This window comes from Lactobacillus sp. ESL0259, assembly GCF_003693045.1.
In the GTDB taxonomy this organism is placed as follows: domain Bacteria; phylum Bacillota; class Bacilli; order Lactobacillales; family Lactobacillaceae; genus Lactobacillus; species Lactobacillus melliventris.
The window spans coordinates 18,491-42,439 of record NZ_REHP01000002.1 but is presented as its reverse complement, the minus strand read 5'-3'; the positions used below and the strand labels follow the sequence as shown (position 1 = coordinate 42,439).

23 protein-coding genes, 2 tRNA genes, 1 pseudogene and 1 riboswitch are annotated in these 23,949 nt (G+C 36.2%); of the genes and pseudogenes, 14 read left to right on the top strand and 12 right to left on the bottom strand.

Features of this window, described 5'->3' with window-relative positions; translation table 11 throughout:
- The first annotated feature begins 3 nt into the window (after positions 1-3).
- On the top strand, positions 4-96 hold the full coding sequence (locus F5ESL0259_RS09055; protein ID WP_370448790.1) for an IS3 family transposase: 93 nt from the start codon (positions 4-6) through the stop codon (positions 94-96).
- Positions 97-145: 49 nt separating this feature from the next.
- Here the strand turns inward: F5ESL0259_RS09055 and F5ESL0259_RS00710 are convergent, their stop codons facing one another.
- The gene (locus F5ESL0259_RS00710) at positions 146-1,084 is read right to left on the bottom strand and encodes a helix-turn-helix transcriptional regulator (RefSeq protein WP_122037143.1); all 939 of its coding nucleotides are present in this window, start codon (positions 1,082-1,084) and stop codon (positions 146-148) included.
- Between the two features lie 160 nt (positions 1,085-1,244).
- A riboswitch (TPP riboswitch) is annotated at positions 1,245-1,336 on the top strand.
- A gap of 40 nt (positions 1,337-1,376) precedes the next feature.
- Between F5ESL0259_RS00710 and F5ESL0259_RS00705 the strand changes: the two genes are divergently transcribed.
- Together F5ESL0259_RS00705 and F5ESL0259_RS00700 are read left to right on the top strand one after the other, a co-directional pair.
- A complete protein-coding gene (locus F5ESL0259_RS00705) occupies positions 1,377-2,735 on the top strand; it encodes an ATP-binding cassette domain-containing protein (protein WP_122037142.1) in 1,359 nt (452 codons plus the stop codon).
- A gap of 9 nt (positions 2,736-2,744) precedes the next feature.
- Positions 2,745-3,398, top strand: a complete 654-nt coding sequence (locus tag F5ESL0259_RS00700) for an energy-coupling factor transporter transmembrane protein EcfT (RefSeq protein ID WP_122037141.1) — start codon at positions 2,745-2,747, stop codon at positions 3,396-3,398.
- A gap of 42 nt (positions 3,399-3,440) precedes the next feature.
- On the opposite strand, the gene F5ESL0259_RS00695 is transcribed toward F5ESL0259_RS00700, so the two are convergent.
- The 8 genes from F5ESL0259_RS00695 to yycF all read right to left on the bottom strand — a co-directional run bounded on the left by F5ESL0259_RS00695 (position 3,441) and on the right by yycF (position 12,732).
- Entirely contained in the window at positions 3,441-4,856 is a 1,416-nt protein-coding gene (locus tag F5ESL0259_RS00695) for a sucrose-6-phosphate hydrolase (RefSeq protein WP_122037140.1), read from the bottom strand.
- 33 nt (positions 4,857-4,889) lie between these two features.
- Positions 4,890-5,369, bottom strand: a complete 480-nt coding sequence (gene rlmH / locus F5ESL0259_RS00690) for a 23S rRNA (pseudouridine(1915)-N(3))-methyltransferase RlmH (protein ID WP_122037146.1) — start codon at positions 5,367-5,369, stop codon at positions 4,890-4,892.
- Between the two features lie 491 nt (positions 5,370-5,860).
- A complete protein-coding gene (locus F5ESL0259_RS00685) occupies positions 5,861-7,069 on the bottom strand; it encodes a S1C family serine protease (RefSeq protein WP_122037139.1) in 1,209 nt (402 codons plus the stop codon).
- Positions 7,070-7,133: 64 nt separating this feature from the next.
- Positions 7,134-7,931: an MBL fold metallo-hydrolase gene (locus tag F5ESL0259_RS00680; protein WP_122037138.1), complete on the bottom strand. Its 798-nt coding sequence runs from the start codon at positions 7,929-7,931 to the stop codon at positions 7,134-7,136.
- Between the two features lie 15 nt (positions 7,932-7,946).
- Complete coding sequence (locus F5ESL0259_RS00675; protein ID WP_046324125.1) at positions 7,947-8,774, bottom strand: two-component system regulatory protein YycI; 828 nt, start codon at positions 8,772-8,774, stop codon at positions 7,947-7,949.
- A 2-nt stretch (positions 8,775-8,776) separates the two neighbouring features.
- Entirely contained in the window at positions 8,777-10,111 is a 1,335-nt protein-coding gene (locus F5ESL0259_RS00670) for a hypothetical protein (protein ID WP_122037137.1), read from the bottom strand.
- Entirely contained in the window at positions 10,101-11,954 is a 1,854-nt protein-coding gene (gene walK, locus F5ESL0259_RS00665) for a cell wall metabolism sensor histidine kinase WalK (protein WP_122037136.1), read from the bottom strand. Before walK ends, F5ESL0259_RS00670 begins: the two co-directional genes overlap by 11 nt.
- Before the next feature lie 61 nt (positions 11,955-12,015).
- Complete coding sequence (yycF, locus tag F5ESL0259_RS00660) at positions 12,016-12,732, bottom strand: response regulator YycF (protein WP_046324122.1); 717 nt, start codon at positions 12,730-12,732, stop codon at positions 12,016-12,018.
- 140 nt (positions 12,733-12,872) lie between these two features.
- On the opposite strand from yycF, the gene F5ESL0259_RS00655 reads away from it, so the two are divergent.
- A tRNA-Lys gene (locus tag F5ESL0259_RS00655) sits at positions 12,873-12,945 on the top strand.
- Positions 12,946-13,222: 277 nt separating this feature from the next.
- Positions 13,223-13,298: transfer RNA gene (locus F5ESL0259_RS00650), tRNA-Lys, on the top strand.
- A 63-nt stretch (positions 13,299-13,361) separates the two neighbouring features.
- Here the strand turns inward: F5ESL0259_RS00650 and F5ESL0259_RS00645 are convergent.
- Positions 13,362-13,883 (bottom strand): zeta toxin family protein, encoded by a 522-nt coding sequence (locus F5ESL0259_RS00645; RefSeq protein WP_122037135.1) that lies wholly within the window; start codon positions 13,881-13,883, stop codon positions 13,362-13,364.
- Positions 13,884-14,022: 139 nt separating this feature from the next.
- Between F5ESL0259_RS00645 and F5ESL0259_RS00640 the strand changes: the two genes are divergently transcribed.
- From F5ESL0259_RS00640 to F5ESL0259_RS00605, 8 genes are all read left to right on the top strand, one after another.
- Positions 14,023-14,898 carry an alpha/beta hydrolase gene (locus F5ESL0259_RS00640; protein ID WP_122037134.1) on the top strand — a complete coding sequence of 292 codons (876 nt, stop codon included), beginning with the start codon at positions 14,023-14,025 and terminating at the stop codon, positions 14,896-14,898.
- 87 nt (positions 14,899-14,985) lie between these two features.
- Positions 14,986-16,074 (top strand): DUF4097 family beta strand repeat-containing protein, encoded by a 1,089-nt coding sequence (locus tag F5ESL0259_RS00635; protein WP_122037133.1) that lies wholly within the window; start codon positions 14,986-14,988, stop codon positions 16,072-16,074.
- A gap of 561 nt (positions 16,075-16,635) precedes the next feature.
- On the top strand, positions 16,636-16,962 hold the full coding sequence (locus F5ESL0259_RS00630; protein ID WP_046324117.1) for a PadR family transcriptional regulator: 327 nt from the start codon (positions 16,636-16,638) through the stop codon (positions 16,960-16,962).
- Positions 16,943-17,587 (top strand): DUF1700 domain-containing protein, encoded by a 645-nt coding sequence (locus F5ESL0259_RS00625; protein ID WP_122037132.1) that lies wholly within the window; start codon positions 16,943-16,945, stop codon positions 17,585-17,587. Before F5ESL0259_RS00630 ends, F5ESL0259_RS00625 begins: the two co-directional genes overlap by 20 nt.
- Positions 17,588-17,589: 2 nt before the next feature.
- Entirely contained in the window at positions 17,590-18,387 is a 798-nt protein-coding gene (locus F5ESL0259_RS00620; protein WP_122037131.1) for a DUF4097 family beta strand repeat-containing protein, read from the top strand.
- An 80-nt stretch (positions 18,388-18,467) separates the two neighbouring features.
- The gene (locus tag F5ESL0259_RS00615; RefSeq protein WP_122037130.1) at positions 18,468-19,358 is read left to right on the top strand and encodes a DUF4097 family beta strand repeat-containing protein; all 891 of its coding nucleotides are present in this window, start codon (positions 18,468-18,470) and stop codon (positions 19,356-19,358) included.
- 203 nt (positions 19,359-19,561) lie between these two features.
- Positions 19,562-20,296, top strand: a complete 735-nt coding sequence (locus F5ESL0259_RS00610; protein WP_046324114.1) for a DUF4097 family beta strand repeat-containing protein — start codon at positions 19,562-19,564, stop codon at positions 20,294-20,296.
- Positions 20,297-20,655: 359 nt separating this feature from the next.
- Positions 20,656-21,396, top strand: coding sequence for a DUF4097 family beta strand repeat-containing protein (locus tag F5ESL0259_RS00605; RefSeq protein ID WP_122037129.1), 741 nt, complete (start codon positions 20,656-20,658; stop codon positions 21,394-21,396).
- A gap of 55 nt (positions 21,397-21,451) precedes the next feature.
- Here F5ESL0259_RS00605 and F5ESL0259_RS00600 read toward each other — a convergent pair whose 3' ends face one another.
- Positions 21,452-22,171, bottom strand: a complete 720-nt coding sequence (locus F5ESL0259_RS00600; protein ID WP_122037128.1) for a GntR family transcriptional regulator — start codon at positions 22,169-22,171, stop codon at positions 21,452-21,454.
- Between the two features lie 109 nt (positions 22,172-22,280).
- A pseudogene (deoC, locus tag F5ESL0259_RS00595) lies at positions 22,281-22,877 on the bottom strand (deoxyribose-phosphate aldolase); the annotation flags it as partial.
- Positions 22,878-23,181: 304 nt separating this feature from the next.
- Between deoC and F5ESL0259_RS00590 the strand changes: the two are divergent.
- Positions 23,182-23,946 carry a 1-acyl-sn-glycerol-3-phosphate acyltransferase gene (locus F5ESL0259_RS00590; protein ID WP_122037126.1) on the top strand — a complete coding sequence of 255 codons (765 nt, stop codon included), beginning with the start codon at positions 23,182-23,184 and terminating at the stop codon, positions 23,944-23,946.
- Positions 23,947-23,949 lie beyond the last annotated feature (3 nt).

The window sequence follows — 23,949 nt, the reverse complement described above, 5'->3', positions numbered from 1 at the left end:
TGGATAAGTTATTACAATGAAGATAGAATTCGGCACAAACTAAAAGGCTTAACTCCGATTCAATATCGGAATCAAGCCTTAAGTAAAATGATATAAAACTAACGTCCAGTTTTAGGGGTTAGCTTCATTTACTCAAGGTTGTTTTTTATTTCAAATTAATATTCGCCTGTCTGAATAGCTCTGCACGCATTTGTACTGGTGTTTCATGATAATATTCACTGAACTTCTTATAAAAGAAGGATTTGCCGCTATAACCAACACGGGTAATTATCTCTTTGACGGAAATATCTGGACGAGCAAGTAAACTTCGCGCTTCCAGCATGCGCCTTTCATCGACATGTTCCACAAAACTTTTACCAGTTTTTTGTTTGACCAAACTTGAAAAATAATTAGGATTAAAGCCAAAATGCTTGGCTGCATCATTAAGCGTAATGTTAGTAAAATGGGCATCAATATATTTTTCCAGATCCGTCTGTGCAAATTGATGACTTGTTGCTGGAGTGGAAGTTAAATTTTGATTTCTGACAGCAGAAACGAAAAGCAAAGTAAGTTCTGCCATGATAGCGTTACGGGTAAACAAGTCATAATTAAGATATTCATTAATTATCTTTTTAAGTAGATGGGCAGACTCTGACATTAAGGTTCCGTTTAGCCCTAATAATCTTTTTTGCTCAAAAGTGGTATTGATTTTTTTAAGCAATTTTTTCTCATAATTGTTCATTACGGTTAGGTTGTCAAAAAAGTTCCGGACATCTATATTAGGATCAAATTCAAGCTTAACTAAAATATCTTTACTACCAGGTTTTAATATTTCATAATTGCTCTTTTTCTGTAAAAAGATGATATTACCATCATTGAGCATAAAATCCTGACTATTGATTCTCACTTTAGTTGAACCTTTTGCCTCATACAGAATAGTCAGACCTGTTGTTTGGTAGCGATGAATTCCCGTATTACGATTTTCTAAAAAGGCTATAAACAAATCAAAGTTGCTGTTACCTGGTTTTATTTTCACTTCATTAGTATCAGACCTAGCCGCATCTATGATACTGGCTAAATATTGTTCCAATTTAACTGCTGCCATTTCTTTCACCTCTTATACAATTTTGGGGTTATATAGTTTTATTATATAGCAAATTTTCATCTTACTAATATAATTTTGTTATTTTACCTTTATCATTGCTACATGGGTAACGGAAAGTCCTTGTGCATCTAGACAACTAATTTTCTTTTCTGTATAATAAAATTTAACATTGGGGTGCCTGTAAAGGCTGAGATTAAACCCGCAGAACCTGCTATGGATAATGCCAGCGAAGGGAAAACGAAAGATTTTACATCGTCAGGCTATTATCCTGACGATTTTTTTGGTAACTAAATTGATTAAATTAAATAACCTAACATTTTCATATGATAAACAAAACCAAATTTTAACAGACATTAACTTAAATATTCCTACAAAGCAGTTTTCATTGTTAGTTGGACCAACTGGCTGTGGTAAATCTACCTTATTGAAAATAATAGCAAAGTTATATCCTGAATTTGCGGGACAACTAAGCGGCACTGTTACTCTGGGCGGGTTAAAGGCTGCTATGATGTTTCAAAATGCCAGTGAGCAATTTACTATGGCAACTCCTCGAGAAGAAATTATTTTTGCACTGGAAAACCTCTGCCTTAATAAGGCCCAGTATCTAAAACAGTTAAATGAAGCCGTTCAGTTTACCCAAATTGATTATTTACTTGATCAAAAAATTAACACATTATCTGGTGGTGAACAACAAAGAGTGGCATTAGCTGTCCTCATTGCAATGAATGTTGACCTGTTTTTACTTGATGAGCCTTTCGCCAGCTGTGATCCCGCTGCCCGCAAGTTCTTAATCGCTAAACTAGCACATCTGCGCGATCAAGGAAAAACAATCATCTTAAGTGACCATGTGCTAGCTGGTTATGAAGGAATCTGCGACAATCTTTTTCAATTTCAGGGTAAACGCCTGGTGCAGCTTTCTCAAGCAGAACAGGAAAAATTATTGCGAAAAAGTACGGATTCTAATTCCTATAATTTTTCCTTACCAAAGCAAAATGAGAAGTCATGCTTTACCCTGCAAGACGTTCAGATTAGGCAAAATCGTTTACTCTTAAAGCAGCAACAGTTAAAGATTGTCTCTGGTAAAACCACTCTGATTACAGGAGCTAACGGTGTGGGCAAAACTTCGCTTTTTAATGCTCTGACTAAAATGATCCCTTATTCAGGCAGCATCACCTACCACAACCGTGAAATTAATAAATTATCTACTCGTAAGTATTTGCTTCATGTAGGCCAAATATTTCAAACTGCGAGTGACCAGTTTATCAATGTCTCTGTTGCAGATGAAATTAACCTCAGCAAAAAAAAGCGGACTAATTCTTATTTTACTGATGATAAAATAGCTGCTGCGTTATCCTCTCTTGAACTTGATTCACTGCTTGATCATGTCGTATATTCATTATCCGGTGGGCAACAAAAGAAACTGCAAATCTTGTTAATGTTGATTTCAGATCAGGATGTATTGTTAATTGACGAACCACTTAGCGGCCTGGATGCAGACTCTGCCGTCAAAGTGATGTCTTTATTAAGAGAAAGTCAGAAAGCACGGAAGCAAACGCTTTTAATTATCAGCCATGAGTTAAGGAATTTAGCTGATTGGTGTGACTATCACCTCATTTTTAAAAACCAGCATCTAGCTTACACGAACAAGTGAGGTACTATCATGAATCCTAGTTTTAAATTTATCTTGGCTCTGATTATTTCTGTAGAAATATCACTGAAATCAAGTTTACTAACAAACCTCTTAATCATATTCTTGGCATTGGTCTATTTAATTTGCAAACACATTAAATTAAGCAATTTGCTTTTAACTCTATTTATGCCTTTAATTGCTGCTTTTACAGTTTTTGCGACCTTATACTGGTTCTCGCCACAGCCCAGCTTACAGAACGCACTAAGCTTATCTAGTCGAATTTATGTTTATACTTTGACTATCTACTGCGTTTCAATAGACACTACTGCTACAGAATTTGCCCGCTCTTTTGAACAAAATTTTCATTTGCCCAGCAAGTTTGCTTATGGAGTTTTAGCTGCTCTTAATATCGTTCCCCGAATGAAAGAGGCTGTTAAGCAAATTCGCACTGCTGGCATGATGCGGGGAGTATATTTGAGCTTTTGGTCACCGGTTCTTTATTTTAAAGCTATCTTAGTTGCCTTGAATTCTGCAGAAAATTTAGCCCAGGGTATGGCATCCCATGGTTACCGCGAAAATGCCAAACGTTCTGTCATTGCAGCTGTTCCTGTTAAAAAAAGTGACTGGCTACAGTCAATTGCAATTTTGGTTTTAGTAAATCTAGCATTATTGACGTTAAAATAAAAAAGTGGACGTGCATAGTCCACTTTTTTTCTATCCCTTAATTTATTCAGCTAAAGAATAACCTGCAACACTAATATTAACCGGCTCGTCTGCAGTGATAAAAATTGCCGGCTTTTTGGTTGTGTAATAGCGTTCTGAAAATACCAGCTCTCCGTCATTTAAGAAAATTTCAATTGAACTTGTATCAATAAAAACTTGAATTTTTAGTTTGAAGTTTGGTCTTAGTTTGCCATAACGTTGCGCGTCAGATGGCGCTTTATCCGCTCTGGTCAAAATTACTTCGCTATTTTCCTTATTCCAAGATAGTGTAACCAGATTTTCCTGTTCATTTTTAAAAATGAAGCTAATCTCATTACCTGACCAATTTTCAGTTTTAGCAGTTAAAAGCAACTCCAAGTGCTGTGGATCAGAAACATTAACTTGCATTGAAGAACTCGTTTGTTTTTCGTCAACTACTTTTTCTTGCCGCAATTCTTTCAATTCATTGACTGGCGTCATATACAGCTGATTATTTTTCAAAGTTAATTCTCGCGGCAAAGTTAATGCCCCACACCAGCCGTCAGCCTGCTCGGGAAAGTCTGCGTGCCACATATCGAGCCAGCCAAAAACAATGCGCCTATCATCAGGAGTTAACATGGTTTGGGCAGCGTAAAAGTCGTGTCCGTGATCAAGTTCTTGAAATGCACCATGTTTAAATTGATTGTTGCAATAATCCATTTTACCGATAAAATATCCCGCTTGATAGCAGTTAAGATATTCTTTACCCTTTGCCACGATTCCTTGAGGTGAACATAACAAAACGTCCTCTCTGCCCAATGAAAAAAGATCAGGGCATTCCCAGGTGTAGCCTTCAATATCGGCTCCTTGAGAAACGGCTATCGGGCCTAAATAATCCCAATGCAATAAATCAGTCGACTTATAAGTAATTGCACGGCCTAATCCTTTCTTATCCTGACCACCCACAACAATATAATATTCATTTCCATCTTGCCATACTTTAGGGTCACGAAAGTGCTGTGAGTTATCCGTCGGTGGCAATGCAATCACAGGATTTTTGCTATACTTTTTAAAATGAATGCCATCATCACTATAGGCAACATTTTGTGTTTGATAAAAGCGACTATGATCATTGACATCGTAGTAATGATTACCTGTATAAATCAGATACAAGCGACCATCCTTTTCAATTGCGCTACCAGAATAACAGCCATCTTTATCCTCAGGACTATCCGGGGTCAGTGCAATTGGCAATTCTTCCCAGTGAACTAAATCTTGACTACGATAATGGCCCCAGTGCATAGGGCCCCTTTTAGATGAATAAGGATAGTATTGGTAAAAAATATGATAATACCCTTGGTAATATGAAAAGCCGTTGGGATCATTCATCCATCCAGAAGGTGTTGTTATGTGATAATTTAGCCGATACCGCTTGTTAGTAATTTTAGCCGGAGTTTGCATTTTTATTTTTTATTGCCTTTCGCATAATTAAATCTACTTATGATAAGGACTGCCGCTATTAATCATAAAGCCGCGATAAATTTGTTCAATCAAAACGACCCGCATTAACTGGTGGGGCAAAGTCATTTCACCAAAGCTCATTAAATCGTCCGCTCTTTTATCCACTTCTGAACTAGTACCTAAACTGCCACCGATAACAAAAGTAAGATCAGAATGTCCATAGGTTGCAAGATCCTTTATCTCGTGCGCAAATTCTTCACTAGTTCGCTGCTTGCCATTAATTGCGGTCACAAAAACGTATTCTTTATCTTTTATTTTGCTCAAGATCCTTTGTCCTTCTATTTTTTTAACATTTTCCTGTTCTGCCGCACTAAATTTTTCAGGAGCTTTTTCATCTGGCACTTCTATTACCTGAACTTTGGCAAACCTACTCAGCCTTTTTTGATATTCAGCAATAGCATCCTTAAAATACTTTTCTTTTAGCTTACCCACACAAACAATTTTAATATTCATAACTGCTATTTTATCCCCCAATTCCCAAAGTTTCCACTTAGCTTTTCCACAACTGTGTAAAGTTAAAAACTACATTTTGTGGTTTTTACCTTTAGTAAGCGAATAAATTGTGTTTTGCTTATTTTTTTAAATTTATCAAATTAAATTTACCCACAGTGAGATTAATTATAGGTGATTTTCACAAACTTTTTACCCTCAAATACTGCTGTTAAGCCTTGAACAACTGTTTGATCTAATTAATTTTCACTATTATTTACACACAATTCACAGGTTTTCCACAATTTGTCCCAACTACTTTTTCGCATTTTATGCACAATCCACAAAGTTATCCACAATTATCAACAAGATTTTTATCTTTGTGTTTTACTTGACAGCTATTAATTCCGAACTTTAATTTGTTTCCCAACAATAATATTAAGAAAAAAGCTATACTTATGTTTCAAACCGCATAGTATAGCCTTTTTTTTACTTAATTCTAGAATATTTTTGATTTAGTCTGATTGCAATTTAACTCGTAAATTGATTTCTTTTCCATTACGATTAACGGTTAAATTAACGTTATCTCCGACTTTGTGATTATACAAAATGCTGTGTAACGAAGCGACATCTGAAACAGCTTTGTTGTCAACCTTAATAATTACATCGCCTGCTTTAACTCCTGCTATAGCAGCCGCACTGTGCTTAGTAACTGAATCTACATAAATACCATTTTTAAGATTAGATTTGATGTTAAGGTGGTTTCTGTAACTGGAAGGAATGCCTTGTAAAGCAATTACTTTAACTCCCAATTGTGGACGCACAATCTTACCTTTCTTAACCAATTGATTAACGATAGTTACTACTTCATTGGAAGGAATAGCAAAACCCATTCCTTCGACTGATGTACCGTCGCTTGATTGCGAAAGCTTCATTGAGTTGATCCCAATAACCTGTCCCGCGGAATTAACTAATGCACCACCCGAGTTACCAGGGTTAATTGCTGCATCCGTTTGAATAACCGTTTGCTGATTAGCAGATGAAGTAGTAATGCTACGTGCCGGAGCCGAAATGATCCCTTGCGTAACCGTAGAAGCATATTCACTGCCCAGAGGAGAGCCAACCGCAATTACTGTTTGTCCTGCCTGTAAGCTCTTGGAATCGCCAAATTCAGCCGTTTGAGTAACATAGCTGCTATCAATAGAAAGTACAGCTAAGTCTGTTGTAGCATCCGTACCAATGATACGGGCATTGACTGTTTTACCATTAGACAACATAACCTGAACTTTATCACTACCAGAAACAACGTGGTTGTTGGTAACAATATAGCCCTTATTACCGGACTTAGTGTAAATTACGCCTGAACCTTCGCTGTATGTCTGCAGCTTTCCTTTGCCCTTATTATCATTATCGTAATCGCTGAAAAAATCGAAAAGGGAATTGCTGCTGTTTGTCTGCCTTTTCATATTAATAACTGAAACCACAGCACCTTTAACATCATTATAAGCTGGCGTCATTGTGCCGCTGGTTTTAGCACTGTTTCTAGAGGTTTTAGCACTGCTGGAACTAATACTAGTCTGTGCATTATTATTCATATTAGCATTATTTATTTGATCTAAGGCCACATATGAGGCCCCACCACCTATAAGTCCGGCTACAACACCAACAATAGCAGTCTTCAAAATGCCATGTTGCTGACGACCAGAGTTTTGATTATTCATCATTTAGTCTCCTTTATACATCTTTTTTACTATACTAACAAAATTTGAAAAAAGGTAAAAAATTTCCTTAAATTTGTACTAAATTAGTTGGCTGGACTGGGTCGGTCAAAACAATTTTAACATCACTGGGCAAATTAGCATCTCCGTCAACCATTATTTTTTTAGCAGCATTGTAAGCTAACTTTGCCGTATTATTGTGCTGACTCCTGTGTGCCAAAAAAATATGTTCTGTTTTACTTGTTACCACATCCAGCAGAGCATGCCCTGCATCATCGTTTGATAAGTGCCCAACATCCGATAATATGCGTTGTTTTAAGCCCCAAGAATACGGGCCATTACGCAGCATCATGTCGTCATAATTAAATTCCATTAGATAAGCATCTGCGTCTGCAATTACACTTTTTACCTTACGGGAAACATAACCGGTATCTGTCAAAAAGGCCATTCGTTTGCCGCCGCTTGTAAAAACATAATATTGTGGCTGAGCCGCATCGTGACTGGTCGCAAATGCAGTAACATCCAAATCACCAAAAGTTTTAGTTTGTCCCGGTTCAATAACATTAATTTGTTCAACCGGTATTTGCCCAATCTTTTGCGTTTCAGTTAAATATTCCCAGGTACCACTATTAGCAAAAGCAGCAATTTGAGGGTAACGTCGCATCAAAACCCCCAATCCTTTACTATGATCTGAATGGTCATGGCTTAAAAAAACCATGTCAATGTCGTTAATATCAACGCCAACTTCACTTAGCAACATCTTGATTTTTTTGCCTGACAAGCCGGCATCCATCAAAATCTTATGCTGCCCAGTTTTAATCAAGCTGGTATTGCCAGTCGAACCGCTGGCCAAAACGGAAACCTGCACCGCATTCTTTCCTTCCTAATTTTTTTGTACATTAACATTATATGAGCTGCCCTGCAAGATTTGTGCTGTAAATGCATTAACTCTTTTAACAGTGATATTCTTAGTAGTCTTATTTTCTACCTGGATTAACCAAGTTGGTAATAAAATAGTGCTCCCGCGAACGTCGGTTAATTTAGAATAACCCAGGCTAACTTGCATCACACGTGAATTGTTGACAATTTCCCTATCAGTATACATTGCTTTGACAGCATGCCAGGCACTGATAATTAATTGTGGTTCACGTACAGCATTAATAGGACCCATATAAGAAATAGTATAGTTAACAATTTGATTATCGCGCACATTAATTGTTAGCTGAGCATCGCTATCATAAATCCGACCATAATCAGTATTTTGGACATAACAATAAGTATTATCTCCTGACATACTGGGTTCGAATTTAAATTCTTTACCGTAAGGAACATTTTTAGGGTCATTTTTAAAATCCTCTAGTTGTTGTAAATTTTTTTTACGATTCCCACTAAGCAAAATCAGGGATTTTGGTGTACCAGTTAAAGAATTATCACTCTTGGAATAATGAGTAGTAACTTGCGTTAAACTGCTGCTTTTACGAGAAAGATAGTCACGATTCTTAACAGCTAAGTAATAACCAGATTGTTGCTTATGCGAAATATGGAGGGGAATATCAATGCCGTCAGCACGCATCTCGGCCCGGATACTTGTTGCAGTGGAACCGGAGGTATCACTTAAGCTAATAGGAGAACGCCAAATTTCTATTCCTAAATAAATATCAATTAACAAGAAAATAATGAAAAATAACCATTCTATTCTTTTACGGTCCATTTTTATTTCCCTTCTTCCATTATTGCCTGTTTATATTTATTTAAACTCAGAAAATCAACTTTTTCCCATTCAGCTAAACTCTTCCATTGATTATAAGCTTTCACATAATAACCTGGTACTAGATTAACCAGGTGATCATGTGAATTATCCTTTTCCACACCAAAAGCCACTATTATGCGTTGAATTTCTTCTTTTCTCATACCGGCATTAACTAATCTTTGCATTACCGTTGCACTTGCTGGCAGGGTTTTTGTTTGTCCATCAAAAGGTATCGGAATTTGTAAATCCGTATTGTTAAAATCAACTTTAACTGCATCTCCAGTAAATGATGTCATCACTTGAGGACTGCTGTTATCCCAAAAGACGGGTATCCCTTCAACATAATTAGCATAGCTAATGGAATCATCCGTTGTATCAAAATAACGTAAATCTTGTTCACTCAAGCCAAGCTTATGAACAAAATTGACACTTTCCAGCAATTGGTCATTTAATGTTATGTCTTTGCGTTTTTCATAACGAGTATAGTGAAAATCATGCCGGTCGGTTTTAGCCTTTGGCACTCTTAAGTTAGTATAGTAGTTAAGCGAATACGTAACCCAGCCTTTTTTATTAGAGCGTGTAGTTACATTTGTCGTACCTAGAAGGCGAGAAACAAAGTAAGAATCGGTTTGCGTATTTGTCAGATAGCTGTATATGCGCCAGTGGTCTTGTTTGGTGAAAAAAACTTCATAACAATTTTTGAGGCGCACAAACTCAACGGGGATCTTGCCCCGAGCGTTACTGGCATAACTACGCAGTTTATTAAAGTCACCCTTAATTAAATTAATGCGGTAAATGGTATAAGTCTTATCATTACCTAAATAAAGGAAATCATTACTATTTGTGATGAAGATACGACGAAACTTAGGATCGCCTTTTTTAACGTTTTTCTTAGTGAACAAATTAATGCTGACTTCTTTTGGAAAGCTTAACTGGACACACTCCGAATTATGCAACATTTCCTCATATTGTTTTTTATCCGTGCTAATTTTCTTAATATTACGGTACTTTACCCCTTTTATTTCTTTGACAAATTCCAGAGGTAAATTCTTTTTAGCATCATACAAGCGGTACAACTGACCATTTTTAAAGCCATAAGAATTAGTTGGAATATAAAGATTGGAAACAATCCGATCGCGGTGGCTTCGTGTTTGTTCTGCAACCCTGCTGGTTTGACTAATACGATTGAAATACTGGTCATTAGTCATAATGAATATCCAGAGTACAATTGACAGACCAAAAACCGCCAAAGTTCCTATTAAAAGCAACGCGTCGCCAAGCTTAAATTTAGACTTCATCCCAATCATCCCCTTCACTCATTGGCTCATAAGGCAGAGAAATATAAAAAGTAGAGCCCTTTCCTTCACTGCTGTTGGCCCAAATATGACCGTGATGTTCTTCCACTATTTCTTTAGCAATCGCCAAGCCTAATCCTGTACCACCCTGAGCCCGTGAGCGAGCTTTATCAACGCGGTAAAAGCGATCAAAAATTTTAGTTAAATCTTCTCGCGGTATACCCAAGCCCTGATCGGCAATACTCAAAACAATGCGCTTTTGCTCTGAGTGCAGTTTTACTGTGATCACGCCACCATCAGGCGAATATTTAATGGCATTGTTCATAATGTTATCAATTACCTGCGCAAACTTGTCAGTATCAATTTCTACCCATAACGCCTGCGTACCCAACTCACGAGTAATGGTGTACTTTTTATTTTCTTTTTTATCCGTTTTAACAATCATGTCGAAGCGATCCAAGATATGAGCTACAAAATCATTAAAGTTAACCCACTCTAAATCAACTTTGGAAACTCCCCTGTCCATTCTTGACAGGCTGAGAAGTTCACTGATCATTCTAATCATGCGCTCAGTTTCTTCTTGCGTTACCTGCAAAAATTTGGGGGCAACATTGGGATCTTTCCATGCTCCTTCATTTAACGTCTCAATATATGCGTGTAAACTAGTAAGTGGCGTACGTAATTCATGGGAAACATTAGAAACAAACTGCTTTTGGGAATTTTCATTCTTCTGTTGTTCAGTAATATCATGCAAAACACAGACACTACCAGAAACAAAGCCCGTAACTCTTTTAATAAGAGAAAAACTGGCGTGTAGAATGACTTCATCCCTTGTTCCCTTACTCAGGGTGATTGCTATGCCTTTCTGATTGGCAATTAAATCTTGTGAGGACTCTTTTAAGCCTAAAACTGTAGCGATCGGCTGATTAATGATTTCATCTTCCGTTTGGTTTAAAAAATTGAGCGCCATTTGGTTGACAACATTAACATTACCATGCCGGTCAGTTGCAAGAACGCCATCACTCATATGAGACAGTACGCTGTCCAGCCTACGCTGTTCACTTTCAGATTCTTCTTGAGAGCGCTCAATTCTAACAGACAAGGTATTAAAGGCCTGACCTAACTGCCCTAATTCATCGTTGGAATAGATTTTTACCTGACTTGAATAATCACCATCGGCAATATTAAGTGCCTGGCTTTGCATTTCCTCAATGGGCTTAGTAATCGCATGGGAGACTACTAAAGATAAGATTGCCCCCATTACTGCGGCAATCATAGAAGTGACCAAAAACATCAATGAAATATTGCGCAGGTCATTAAAAACCCCCTGCATTGACGCTCGGACATAAATTGCACCAACAGTGTTGGCGGAGCCGTTACCTGCGTTCAAAGGGGTAACTTGCACCATATAGTCTCCGTTTTCATTGACAACTTTAGTTGCCTGTCTGCCAGTTGAAGTTACCTGCTTAACTAAAGTATTATTGACACGCTGACCAATCCGGTTTTTATCATTTAGGTTTGAAACTGCACGAATAATATCCTTATTGTCTACCACAATAATTTCACTAATCGTACCTATACCATTGCTGTAGTCATTGACAATTCTGTTTAAATTACTGTCAGTATGCTTATTGTCTTTTAGTAATTGCGTTGACAACTGGTTAGAAACTATTGGCAAAACCTGAATGGATGATTGAAAATTTTCAATACTGTTTTGTTCCAATTGGCGGGTAAAATAGGCACCAATAACTTCAATAGTAGCGATGATCATCGCCATGAACACAATGGCTAAAGTAGTATTTATCGAAATGGTTAAATGTTTAAACTTATTCTTGAATTTTTTCATAGTTTTACAAAATTAAATAAAAAGAAAGCCGCGCTTGTAAAATACTGCGGGGCTTTCTTTGTTAGTCTTCATTAGGCTGCTTAACGTAATAGCCAACACCGCGACGAGTTACTAAAATCTGCGGCTGAATTGGATTATCTTCAATTTTTTCACGTAAACGGTGCACAGTAACATCAACTGTCCGGACATCACCGAAGTAGTCATAACCCCAAACAGTCTGTAAAAGATGTTCCCTGGTCATTACCTGATCCATGTGCTGGGCTAAATAATAGAGCAACTCAAATTCACGGTGAGTCAGCTCAATCTTTTTGCCTTCTTTTTCAACAATATAGGCATCTGGCATAATTACCAGATTGCCAATGGTAATATTTTTCGTTGAACTATCATCGCCAGCACTTTCATCTTTTTTAACAATATTACGCCGACGCAAATTAGCCTTCACCCGTGCCACTAGTTCACGGTTAGAAAAAGGCTTAGTCACATAATCATCTGCACCCATTTCCAGACCCAAAACTTTATCAATTTCAGTATCTTTAGCCGTAACCATAATTATGGGCATATCGTGTGTTTGTCTTACTTCACGAGCTACATCCAAACCATCTTTTTTGGGTAACATCAAGTCTAAAATCATTAAGTCAGGATTGTATTCGTCAACTTTTTTGATGGCTTCTTCACCATCATATGCAGTGTCAACGTCAAAACCCTCTTTTGTCAAATTAAATTTAATAATATCAGAAATCGGTTTTTCATCATCAACAACGAGAATTTTCTTTGACATCGAAAAGCCCCCTTTTGTTATCATTATACTGGTTTTTAGTTTATTAGCCAAAAAAGTCATCAAAATTTAATAAAAAAACTTGCATTTCATCGAAAATAATAGCATAATAGTCTCCGTTGGTTATTTGTAATAACGCTTATGGGTGGCTAGCTCAGCTGGCAGAGCAACGGACTCTTAATCCGTGGGTCCAGGGTTCGAACCCCTGGCCACCCATTGATTATTAAAGACAGCAATTACTTGATTGCTGTCTTTTTTTGTTAAACCTTTATATAGTATCAAATAGTTTTTATTTGTCAATTCTGATAATCTTGCTCTAATTTTGCAAAACATCATAAATTTTATAAAATATCAAAATCATCTCTTAGATGCCTAACTAAAATTTTGGAGTCAGTCAAAGGCTAAGTAGAATTCTTCATACTTTTTTACACAAAAGCCTTGTCAAAAAGCAAATTAATTGTTATCATAGTTAACTGTCAACAGAAATGATAACGGGTGGCTAGCTCAGTTGGCAGAGCAACGGACTCTTAATCCGTGGGTCCAGGGTTCGAGCCCCTGGCCACCCACCATAATAAAAATAGCACTGCAAGTAGTCGGTGCTTTTTTTATTGCCTTTTTTAATTAATTAAATTTTAGGTGACGTTCCGGTCACCTTTTTTCATTTTATAATCTGCAATATCTGTCAAAATTGCCTCTGCCGATTCCTTGATCGAGCCTTCTGCCAGTTTACGCTCATTTCCGCCAAGTATATCCTCTTCAAGCCACCATTTTTGAAGAGTTGCGAGTGGAAAAGGATTGCCCTTTTTATTATTGTTTTTTATTGTTTGTGCAAAAGAAATATCTAAATAATAAACAAAAGCTCCTGCACCGAATTCATGAATTATTTTAGTTAGAGTTGGGCCATAAATCTTTTTGGGCAATATCCCTTCTAATATAATTATGGGATAATACTGCCGGCCCCACATTACCAATGAGTCTATTAGACTGGCAGTTGGTGCTGCTACTTTTTCCTTAACATGTAAAAGATCAAGGCGCAATACATCTTCATGCAAAAGTAAACATCTTTGGTAGCCAAACTGTTTTTGCAAATAATTAGCTAAAACGGTTTTACCACTGCCTGAGTTTCCTCTGATTAAAATAAAAATTGGTGCCATTAAATAAATTTCCTTTCAATGTAAGAACATCTAGAGCTAGCGTTGCTATTTAAGCTATATTATTAGCACTTTGCCATTTTAATATTAGAATAATACACGTAAGATATAATTAATAATCAATTATAAAAAAGGTAATATTATGAAGAAAAAATGGTTAATTGGATTAGGCAGTATTCTTAGTGTGCTGCTGCTTGCAACCATGCTGTGCCATACTTTTAAAAAGACAAACCTTGAGCCGGATGAAAAAGTTAGCTCCACATTCAAGAAAAAAACTCCTTTTGCAGCAGTGCCTACCATCTATTTGCACGGCTATGGTGCGGGAGCACGATCTACTGCGGGCATGATTGCATATGCTCAGCAGCATAATGGTGCTCATAAAGTCTTAACGGCCAGAATTTCTGCTAGCGGCAAAGTTGATTTACGAGGAAGTTGGCCCCGCGCTACTAAACGACCACTTATTCAAGTGATTTTACAGGACAACAAAAACAGTAATTATTATACTACCCGCGAGTGGTTTTATAATTTGATTTTACTTTTAAAACAGAAATATCATATTAAATACTATAATACCGTTGCTCATTCCATGGGAAACATTATGACACTTGCCTACCAGCTAAAATATGGTAAAGATAGTAACTTACCGCGATTAAAAAAGCAAGTTAATCTTGGTGCACCCTTTAATGGCATCATTGGCATAGATGAGGAACCTAACCATAATTACCTACTCAAAAATGGACGGCCAAAGTACATGACCCAATCCTACAAATATTTTTTAATGCACCGTCATAGTTTTCCCAATAATGTTTCTATATTAAATATTTTTGGTAATAAAGAAGACGGTACTAATTCAGATGATGATGTCAGTTGTGTTTCAGCGCAATCTTTACGTTATCTACTAAGAGGCAAAGGCAAGTATCATGAAATCAAAATTAAGGGCGCAAATGGTCAACACAGTAAATTACATGAAAATTACAAAGTAGATCGGATCATTGGGCAATTTTTGTGGTCTAATTAATTTTTTATTTTAAGTAATTTTAATATTTTTATCATAATTTTTAGCGTATAATAAAAGGAAAAGTACGTTTTTAGTAACAGGAGAAAAATGATGAATCCACTATTTGAAAATTTTATCTCAAAGTTAGCTCTTAATTTATCAACTTTGTCCACAGCTGAGCAAAAATACACATTAGATTTTTACCGTGATTTTCTACTTGATGGTGACTTTCAAACAAAAGAAGAAATTAACAGAGAATTAGGAACTCCAGACAGTTTGGCCCAACAAATTAAACATGATTATGTTAGGTTTTTAATAGCAGCCACATCTTCTGCTAATGCTCCGCATGCCAGTGATAATTATTTTAACGGCTTGCGTGTTAAAAAATATCCGCGCAGGGAGCGTACTATTGCTCTTGGAGACTTTAGTGAAGTAAAACTGGAAGTATTGGACACCGATGTAGTGATTCGTCAAGGTCAGCAATTTCAAGTAGTAGTGGCAGATTATAGTAGTCGGCCAATACAAATAGATTTAGTTAAGCAGACATTAGTAGTTAAAGAGTTTCCTACTAAACAAAAAACTCATGTGCTTATATTCAACAGACTTACCAATGCCAGCCGTGTAGAAATTACCGTTCCTAATGTAGATTCGTTAACTGGAATTAGCGGACATAACCGCGATGGCGACGTTATGTTACAAAATCTCAGTCTCAATAATCTTGTACTTAACTTGCATGATGGCGACTTATACTTAAATAACGTTCAAGTCTCAGACCAACTAACCTTTTTTGGCAGAGACTCTGACTTCTTTGTCACTCAATCAAAAGTTGCTCAGTTATCAAGCAGAGTTCATGACGGAGATCTCAGCTTTAAACGCAGTATCCTTAAGCAAATAGTCGTCAAAACAGGTGATGGCGATGTAAAAATTAACCAATGTCACGCTAACCTCAACCTAGAAGCAAGAGACGGAGATATTAAAATTGAGCGCAGTCAGCTTACTAGCAAAAACATTGTTAAAACTGTAGATGGTGATTTGAGGTTAAGCCATCTTGCTCACGAGATCAGCGTACAATTAAAAACAAGTGATGGAGACATCATTTATCACCATTCGAATATTGGCAACAGCTTTAATAGTCAAAACACACAAAGTGATTCCCTAACAGCAGTCTCAAGAGACGGAGATATTATCATCAGTTAGAAATACATCTGTTAAAAAGATATCGTCTAATCAATTTACTATTACACATGTTCTTATATTTCGCTCATTAACAAGAAAAAGTTCACCTGTTTCTCGACATATATTTGGAATAGCCCACTTTGATCATTAATTTAGATTCTAGCTAGTATTATTGCTAGCAAAAAGCCTGATAACTTTGTGCTTATCAGGTTTTTTCTATTTTATTCAAGCTATAAAGCTTCCTCTAAAAGCTGCACTACTACAACATTTTAAAATCGAATAACCTCATCCGCTTTAGCTATTAAGTCATCATCATATGTGTGGGTTACATATAATAATGTAACAGGTAAACTTAACAGCTTACCACATGGATAAGTCATCAACAGGATAAATTATAGAGCCAAATTAATAACCGCCAAAGTATGCCAGCACAGAGACGGTTATTTTTTGTCCTAACATTTTGAGAAAGGTCGATTGTTAATTTTTCGGTATATTTATAAAAAAGTTATGGCTTGGTACTTGCTAATTTCTGCGGCCTAAATTAAAATATTATATAACATATAATATTAGGGGAGGCAAAGCATGGCAATCCAAATACCAACTCGTTTGCTAGATGGTGCGGTTTTAGCTTTTCTAAAACAAGATGATCTGTATGGCTACGCTTTGACGCAAAATGTGCAAAAGATTTTCTCTATCTCCGAGTCAACTATTTACCCTGTTTTACGAAGACTAAAAAAGGATAACTGCTTAACAACTTATGATGAGCCTTATCAGGGGCGAAACCGGCGCTACTACCATATTACTGCTGAAGGAATAACGATGCTAAACTCAATTCAAGATGAATGGCTAGATTTTAGTGCAAAAGTTAATCAAGTATTAGGAGGACAAAATGACCAAAGTAATTGCTGATTATATTGCCGAACTTGAACAAAACTTAGTCGATTTACCTGCAAAAGACCGTGAAGATGTCGTTGAATTTTACCGTGAATTTTTATTAGATGGCGACTTCGTCAGACGTTCTACAATTGAGGCGGAATTAGGAACTCCTAAACAGCTGGCAATCAATATCTTAGCTGATTATTCAACTAAAGATGATTCAGCACCTGCCAAAACAGAAACTCCTAAGTCAAACTTAAAGGCCAGCTGGTATATATTATTGGGAATTTGTGCTGCTCCGATCGGGATACCGCTTATTTTGGTAATTTTATTCGCAATCTTCTTTTTACTGGCTATTTTCTTTGGCTTATTTTTTGCCTTAATAAGATTTTTGTTTAATTTTTTTGTTGGTGGTGGTTTTAACTTCCTGAAGTCGCTATCTCTCCTATTCACCAGTGATTGGCCAACAGGCTGCGTCTATTTAGGTAAATCGTTAATTTATATCGGCGTCATCCTGCTGTTACTCCCGTTTATTGTCAAACTAGGCAAAATTTTGATTGCCAAGTGTACCCAAATTATTAGAAACTTAGGTAAAAACCTGCTTAAGAAAAATTACTTTCAGACGAGTTCTGACAAAAATACAGATAAGGAAAAATAAAAATGAAAAAGTTTTATAAAATTGGTGGTGTGATACTGCTTATCGGGCTGATTCTACTACTCGTATTTAGATTAAATGATAACCCGTCACATGATTATAATGGTAAACGCACTCATTATAATGCAAGCAAGACTTTTTACGTGAATAAGTTCGACAGTATTAAGTTAGCCTGTTACAGACCCGATATCAGAATTTCACTTAAGGATATTAACAAGTTTAAAGTGGTGGTTAGAGGTGGTCACGGAGCAGACATCAAAAAAATAAAAACCAATGTCGCTAACAATCAGCTCACTATTTCGGATCAGCCAGAACATCATTATAATGATGGTTATTATGCAGTCGACATTTATATTCCTGCTAAAAACGCAGTGAAAAAGATAACTGGTTTTTGTGAAGAAGGCGATTTTTATATCAACAGTTTAAATGTTCCCCGCATCAATTTGACAATAGAAGATGGCGACGTTTTGCTTAATAAGCTTACTGCAAAAAACCTTGACCTAAATTCAAATGACGGTGACCTCAAAGTAAACCAGTCAACTTTTTCACGTAGTTCACTAAAACTAAATGATGGCGATGTTAAAATTAGCGACTCTCAAATACTAAATAACAGCTCAGTTATATTGAATGACGGCGACTTTTCAATGTCAAATGCCCCTAAAATCAACTATGTATTGACCAACCATTCGGATGATAAAATCATGTTTAAAGGTTCTTACCATTCCAACCATTTTGCAAAAAAAGTTAAAAATAAACCCGTACTAAAAGTTACCAGTATGGATGGCGATATTCTAATTAATTAGTGGGCAAGTAATTTACATAGATGCTTTCTTGGTAAGTAGCACCTATTCAAAAAAACGTAGCCCAAACAAGGAGGAGAGCAATGAAAAAGTTTTACCAAATTAGCGGGCTGATCGTCATTATTGGCATAATTTTATTTATTTTTGGCCATGCCAAAGGTGGCAATGAAGATATCAATAATATTCATTCGGGCCAGACAACTAATATTGGCAATTTTTTTAATCATAATCAAAGAAGTAGAAAATCCCACAACGTAGTAGCCAAAAAACGTACTTTTAATGTAGGCAAATTTTCTAAGATTAATATTGACGCCGAAGAGCCCAATATCCAAATCACTAAAGGAAACGACTTTCAAGTTACCATCAGCGGTCCTAATATCAAAAAGATTAGTGCTAAAGTTGAAGACGACCAGCTGACCATTTCTGACAATAATGCTTATGAGGACGGGACTTATCAGGTAAATGTTACCGTTCCGGCAGATGACTCTATCACAGAAATATCAGGATCATGTTCTGAAGGTAATATTCATTTAACTAACTTAACTGTTTCTGACCTCAACTTGCAGCTTGAAGATGGTAATGTCAGTGCTGAAAACGTGAAAGCTCGCAAAGCCAATTTTGACCTGGTCGACGGTGATTTAAAAGTTAATAATTCAATTTTAACGAATAGTACTTTAAACTTTAATGAAGGTGATTTAACTATTACAAATAGTCAATTTAAAATTAAGGCAACTTTGGGTGATGGTGATGTAAGAGTCAATGATTCCAAATTATTGGCTGACAGCTCCTTTAATTTAAGTGAAGGAGATTTCCAAATGAGCAGACCTCCTAAGATCAGTTACCAGTTGACAACTTCTTCAGAGGATGAACTTATATTGCATGGTAATAACTATCACAAACATTTTGCTAAAAAATTAAAGAGTGCGCCTCTACTCAAAGTTTCTTGTGGTGACGGTGACATTCTCATAAATTAACTTCTATACATCTTGCAGCTGATTAAACTCATAAAGCAAAAGACTTGGATTAATTTTTAAAATTAATCCAAGTCTCTTTAATTGGTTATTTTAGTTGACTAAATCTAATACTTTATTTTTTATTGCTTCACTTAAACTAGCATTATATTATAAGATAAAGTAAAAATTAAATTAGTGTTAAAAAGATAAGGGACAGATTAATCATGAAAATACATATTGGCGGAGACTTTGATCAAGAATTTGAAACTCATGATGAAAAAGTAGAATCACAAGAAATTGATTTAGAAAATTTTAGCAACATAGATGTTGAAATAGCCGCCTCTGGTGTTTCTGTTCAAGTAGGCTCTGATTTTCATATATCAACTTATGACATTAATCCTGATCGGATAAAAATTCGTGTGGTAGAGAAAACCCTTTTTATTCGTGCACGAAAGCCTCATTTTAACAAAAAAGTTTATATTCGCAAAATTAAACCTAAAATAACTATTACCATACCTCAAGCTGCAGAGCTCAATGAAGTCCAGATAATTGACTTTGCTGGCAACATTGACCTAGCTGGATTTAATATGCAGAAACTTGATGTCAGAGCAAATGCTGGTTCCTTAAAATTACAGGACATCATGATCCAAAATAAAGCCGAAATGGTGCTAGACGCTGGTAGTTTATACATCAATCACTGTAAGATGAATTCTAATGCAAATCTGGCTGCCGGAACTATCAGGGTCACAAGCTTGCAAGGGAAAAACCACTTTAATCTAGCCGCTGGTTCATTAAAAATGATAGATGATGAAGAGCATAAGACAGATTACGATTTATTTGCCACTTTAGGATCGATCTACTTTCATGGTAATAGAATGGGCAAGCATTTTTACAAGCATGAAGGCAGTGCCAACCAATTAACTGCTATCAGTTCGGTGGGCTCAATCAAAATTCAATAAATGAGTAGACCATCTAAGGCCAGTTACCAGTTGGCAATTTCTTCTGAGGATGAACTTGTATTCACGGTAATAACCTATCACAAACATTTTACTAAAAAATTAAGAGGGGTGCGTCGCTACTCAAAGTTCCCTGTGGTGACGGTGACATTCTTATAGATTTAACTTCTATACAATCTGCAGCTAATTACCAGCATAAAGCAAAAAGATTTGAATTGATTTTTGAAATTAATTCAAATCTTTCTAACTGTCTAGATCAAAGTAATAAATACAAAGTTTAATTTTTTATTGCCTAGCTTAAACTAGCATGATATCATAAGGAAAAATTAAATTAGTGTTAAAAGATAAGAGATAGCTTAATTATGGAAATACATATTGACGGAGACTTTGATCAAGAATTTGAAGATGAAAAAGTAGAATCACAAGAAATTGATTTGGAAAATTTTAGCAACATAGATGCAAAAACATATGTTGCTAATGTTACTGTTCAAGTGGGCGCTGATTTTCATATATCAACTCATGACATTAATCCTGAGCGCATGAAAATTAGTGTGGCAGAACAAACTCTTTTTATTCGTGAGCAAAAGCCTCATTATCCTCATAATCATCAGAAAAAAATTTATATTTGCAAAGCCGAATATAAAATGACAATTACGGTTCCCCAGACTGCCGTGCTCAATGAGATACGAATAAACGACTTTTCCGGTAGACTTAATTTGAGTGGCCTGAATATGCAGAAACTTGATGTCAGAGCAAATGCTGGTTCCTTAAAATTACAGGACGTCACGATTCAAAATGATACTAAAATACGTTTAGATGCGGGTAATTTAGATATCTACCAGTGTAAGATGAATTCTAATGCAAATCTAGCTGCCGGATCTGTCAAGATCAAAGGTTTACAAGGAAAAAACCACTTTCAACTAGCTGCCGGATCACTAAAAACGTTAGACGACAGAGATGATCAGACTGATTATGATTTATCTACTACTCTTGGCTCAATCTACTTTCACGGCAGTAGAATGGGCAAGCACTTTTACAAGCATGAAGGCAGTGCCAACCAATTAACTGCTATCAGCTCGGTGGGCTCAATCAAAATTCAATAAAAGAAGTCTTACTTTGACCTGCACAGGCAAAGTAAGACTTTTTTAATGTATAAAATTAGCGCTGGACATCAATTATAAACGAGTTAATATCTCCCCGATATTTAGCAATCGAATATTCAATTGGCCGTTCATCCCTTGTCAGTCCTTGAGTGTGAAAGTAGAACACCGGCTTATTAACTGCAATGTTTAATAAGTTGGCGGTAGTTTCGTCAGCTTCTATTACTTCCAATCGCCTCACTACTCGCGTAACTTTTAAATGGTATTTTTCAAGAGTACTATATAAAGACTCCTGGGCAAAATTATAATTAATCAACTCAGGTATCCTCTGTTTAGGCACATAAGTTGTAACTAAAACAATCGGTTGATCATTAGCATAGCGCAGCCGCACTAATTTAAAAACCGGTGCTTTCTCAGGCAGCTGTAAATTTTTGCATACTTCGGGTGTAGCTTTTTCTTCATCAAAATAAAGCAAGTTGGTTTTAGGGTAGATACCCTTAGCACTCATTTCTGCGCTATAGCTTTCAATCAAATGGGTAAATTCTTGCTCAATCTTAACTTTTTTAACTAGTGTCCCTCGCTTACGTTTTCGCTCCAGATAACCTTGATTAACTAACAATGAAATTGCTTGCCGCATTGTTGGCCTGCTTACCTGATATTTACCCGCTAATACAGTTTCCGGTGGAATAATTGTATTTTGCGGGTAAAAACCAGTTTGAATTTTATTCAAAAGATCATTGGCAATTACTTGGTATTTAGGGAGTTCTTTTTCTGCCAATTTATTCCATCACTTTCACATTATTAATTATGTCATTATAAAAATAATATACCATGCAAAAAGCCAGTGTAAAGAGTTAGCTGTTACTTTTTTTACACTGACTTTTTATTTAAATTTCAATTGCGTTAATGCCGTCTTTTTCAAATCGTTGTTTAAGAGTTTCAATAATCTTTACACCTGAACTGGTACCTATACGTTCGGCCCCAGCTGCGATCATTGCCAGGAAATCATCAGTATTACGGATGCCGCCTGCTGCTTTGACTTTGACATCTGGGCCAACATTTTCTTTCATTAGCTTAACATCTTCTACTTTTGCACCAGCGGTGCCAAAGCCAGTTGAAGTTTTGACAAAATCTGGTTTCACCTTTTTAGCAATTAAGGCCAGCTGCTTAATTTCAGCCTTAGTCAAGTAGCAGGTTTCAAAAATAACCTTACATGGTACATGATGGTCACGGCAAAGTTTAACCATTTGAGTCATTTCATCTTCGATATAAGACCAATTATGAGCTCGCACTTGCGTTAAATTAACAACATAATCGATTTCATTAGCACCATTTTGTAATGCATCTTTAGTTTCTGCCAATTTACAAGTTATTGTAGTTTGGCCCAAAGGAAAACTGATCGCAGCCCCAGTATCAATATCCGTCCCCTTTAGTTGCTGGGCACAAAATTCAGATTGGACTTCATTAATTGCTACCATTTTGTATTTACATAATATAATTAGCATAATTAGCTATAATACTAGTTACTTTTTATTTAGGCTATACTCTTATTATATAGCAATTAATAAAAAATCGCATTATAAATATGTATTTACAAAATATTACATTTATCCGAGCTCATTTTATAAAGCAGATGAGTATTTATCTAGAAAAATTATTCTTATCAGTATTATATAAATACTTATATTAGATTATAAATTATGACAACTAACCTATATCGCCCCCCCTTTTTAATCTTACAAGATTCATGATAGAATTACTTGATGGCATTATCGAAAGAAGGGTTTCATGGGTAAGCACAAATACTTTTATCATCATTTAACTGATGATTTGGTAGTTAGCCAGAGCCAGGATTATCACTTGCCAAATAGCTATAATATTTTCCCCCATTCTTTAGGTGGAAAAGTCTGGGCAAAAATTGTACGTTCATTAGGGCATTTAATTAGTATAATCTATATTAAGTTGGTTTTAAGGGTAAAGATAGTTGGCAAGGATAAGCTGCAAGCTGCCGCAAATCAAGGCTACTTTATCTATGGCAACCATACCCAAGCCTTTGGTGACGTGGTTTTACCGCTAAGTATTATTCCAACCAAAAATTATTATGCAATTGGGGCACAATCAAATTGGGGCATCCCTGTGTTAGGCAAACTGGTTTTGCCTTATTTTGGGCTTCCTGTGGGTCAGAACTTACAGCAATCTGGTAAACTAATTAAGGCAGTAGCTACCGTTATTAAGGCTAAAAAAGTAGTTGTCATCTATCCTGAAGCTCACGTTTGGCCCTATTACACTAAAATCAGGCCTTTTCCTGCAACCAGTATGCACTTTCCCGTTACACTTGGCGTGGCCAGTTTTACTATGACTACAACTTATACTAAGCCCAAATGGGGTAAAAGGCCGCGCATAATTGTGTATCTAGATGGCCCTTTTTACCCAGATTCACACATTGGTAAAAAGCAGGCACAAGAAAAGTTGCAACAGGAAATTTATCAAACAATGCAAAAACGAGCCTTAAAAAGTAATTATGAATATTGCACGTACCAAAAAATAAATTAAGGA

Bases quoted from the DNA above. Each gene is read 5' to 3' on its own strand.
- F5ESL0259_RS00710 (WP_122037143.1), bottom strand. From the start codon at position 1,084: ATGGCAGCAGTTAAATTGGAACAATATTTAGCCAGTATCATAGATGCG.
- F5ESL0259_RS00700 (WP_122037141.1), top strand. From the start codon at position 2,745: ATGAATCCTAGTTTTAAATTTATCTTGGCTCTGATTATTTCTGTAGAA.
- F5ESL0259_RS00695 (WP_122037140.1), bottom strand. From the start codon at position 4,856: ATGCAAACTCCGGCTAAAATTACTAACAAGCGGTATCGGCTAAATTAT.
- rlmH (WP_122037146.1), bottom strand. From the start codon at position 5,369: ATGAATATTAAAATTGTTTGTGTGGGTAAGCTAAAAGAAAAGTATTTT.
- F5ESL0259_RS00685 (WP_122037139.1), bottom strand. From the start codon at position 7,069: ATGATGAATAATCAAAACTCTGGTCGTCAGCAACATGGCATTTTGAAG.
- F5ESL0259_RS00675 (WP_046324125.1), bottom strand. From the start codon at position 8,774: ATGGACCGTAAAAGAATAGAATGGTTATTTTTCATTATTTTCTTGTTA.
- F5ESL0259_RS00670 (WP_122037137.1), bottom strand. From the start codon at position 10,111: ATGAAGTCTAAATTTAAGCTTGGCGACGCGTTGCTTTTAATAGGAACT.
- walK (WP_122037136.1), bottom strand. From the start codon at position 11,954: ATGAAAAAATTCAAGAATAAGTTTAAACATTTAACCATTTCGATAAAT.
- yycF (WP_046324122.1), bottom strand. From the start codon at position 12,732: ATGTCAAAGAAAATTCTCGTTGTTGATGATGAAAAACCGATTTCTGAT.
- F5ESL0259_RS00645 (WP_122037135.1), bottom strand. From the start codon at position 13,883: ATGGCACCAATTTTTATTTTAATCAGAGGAAACTCAGGCAGTGGTAAA.
- F5ESL0259_RS00640 (WP_122037134.1), top strand. From the start codon at position 14,023: ATGAAGAAAAAATGGTTAATTGGATTAGGCAGTATTCTTAGTGTGCTG.
- F5ESL0259_RS00635 (WP_122037133.1), top strand. From the start codon at position 14,986: ATGATGAATCCACTATTTGAAAATTTTATCTCAAAGTTAGCTCTTAAT.
- F5ESL0259_RS00630 (WP_046324117.1), top strand. From the start codon at position 16,636: ATGGCAATCCAAATACCAACTCGTTTGCTAGATGGTGCGGTTTTAGCT.
- F5ESL0259_RS00625 (WP_122037132.1), top strand. From the start codon at position 16,943: ATGACCAAAGTAATTGCTGATTATATTGCCGAACTTGAACAAAACTTA.
- F5ESL0259_RS00620 (WP_122037131.1), top strand. From the start codon at position 17,590: ATGAAAAAGTTTTATAAAATTGGTGGTGTGATACTGCTTATCGGGCTG.
- F5ESL0259_RS00615 (WP_122037130.1), top strand. From the start codon at position 18,468: ATGAAAAAGTTTTACCAAATTAGCGGGCTGATCGTCATTATTGGCATA.
- F5ESL0259_RS00610 (WP_046324114.1), top strand. From the start codon at position 19,562: ATGAAAATACATATTGGCGGAGACTTTGATCAAGAATTTGAAACTCAT.
- F5ESL0259_RS00605 (WP_122037129.1), top strand. From the start codon at position 20,656: ATGGAAATACATATTGACGGAGACTTTGATCAAGAATTTGAAGATGAA.
- F5ESL0259_RS00590 (WP_122037126.1), top strand. From the start codon at position 23,182: ATGGGTAAGCACAAATACTTTTATCATCATTTAACTGATGATTTGGTA.